This is a genomic window from Phormidium sp. CCY1219, assembly GCF_055795085.1.
Genome location: NZ_JAYFEQ010000310.1, coordinates 1 through 1324, shown reverse-complemented (window position 1 = coordinate 1324; position 1324 = coordinate 1). Strand labels below are relative to the sequence as shown.

The following is a 1324-nucleotide window of genomic DNA, read 5'->3' as shown; positions in this document are numbered from 1 at the left end:
GGTCAGGACCTTATCGAGTGGCTCTGTCAACAAAAAGATTGCCAACTCGTGGTTCTCAACCGAAGTGACTTATCTCCAGAACGAGAAATGGTTGAGGATATCCTTGCCATCGTCCATGTCTTCAGTTGCAGGCTCTATGGACTCAGAAAGTACAAGTCTGCTATCAAAGAAGATTCGAGTTTATCCAGAAACGGCACTAGCTAAAACTTGGTTTCAATGGATATCAGCAGCCAGATGGTGCTTCAATCAAGCCATTGCCATACTTAAAACTAAGAGGATTGGCAAATATGACCTACGGAAAACAGTCATGGATATGGCTCCATCTTGGGTAAGCCAAACCCCATATAATCCACGCCAATTGGCGGTATTCCAAGCTTATGAGGCGCACAAAGCAGCAAGACGATCGCGGGGAGATGCCTCCTTTCGGTCTGTACGCGAACCTGTTAAGTCTATCCGATTTCAAAAAGATAATTGGAAAAAGGGGACTTTTTATCCGACACAGACCAAAGGATTAGGGTTCAAAGCAAGTGAGCCAATTATCGACAAGATGCACCACGAGCCCACCTTGGTACTAGATAGAGGACGTTGGTTTATCTGTTATGCCATAGATGCGCCTAAGCTAGAACCATTAAACAGTAATCTAGCCATTGCCCTCGATCCAGGGGTCAGAACATTTCTAACGGGGTTTGACGGTCAAGAAATTTGGGAAATTGGCAAGTCGGACATGGGGCGTATTTATCGACTGGCTACCCACCTCGATCGGCTAATGTCTCGAATCGGCTTATCTAAAGGACGCCAATTCAAGCGGCTACGGTACTGTCTGCGAAAAGCTGCACAAAAGATTCGGATTAAGATTCGTAACCTGGTTTCGGAGCTGCACAAGAAAGCAGCTAACTATCTATGCAGCAAGTACAAAGTCATATTTTTGCCTACATTTGAGGTCAAAAATATGGTCAAACGAGGCAAGCGACGGTTGTCAACTAAGACAGCACGGAAAATGGTTACATGGTCTCATTACCGTTTTAAGCAAACATTGAAGCATCAAGCGGCTAAATATGGCTGTGTTGTAGTAGATGTGACGGAAGAGTACACCAGCAAAACCTGCTCCAAGTGTGGCCACATTCACACAAAGCTTCTAGGCAACAAACGATTTGTTTGTCCCGACTGCGGTCACGCTATTGGGCGTGATATTAATGGCGCCTTCAACATTTTGTTGAAGGCTTTGAGAGATACCTCCGCATCTGGAGCAATAATTTCATTCCAGATTGTGCCATACTCAGAAACTTCCAGCAATTGCTAGATTTTTCCGGGTTAAATGTATCTG

General features: G+C 44.9%; 2 protein-coding genes. Both read left to right on the top strand.

Annotated features, from left to right (window positions below; all coding sequences use genetic code 11):
• The coding region (locus tag AC0QH1_RS05055; RefSeq protein ID WP_442957280.1) for an IS607 family transposase at positions 1–204 on the top strand (204 nt) is incomplete at its 5' end.
• Positions 116–1300: an RNA-guided endonuclease InsQ/TnpB family protein gene (locus AC0QH1_RS05050; protein WP_324629820.1), complete on the top strand. Its 1185-nt coding sequence runs from the start codon at positions 116–118 to the stop codon at positions 1298–1300. The genes AC0QH1_RS05055 and AC0QH1_RS05050, both read left to right, overlap by 89 nt.
• Positions 1301–1324: the final 24 nt, after the last annotated feature.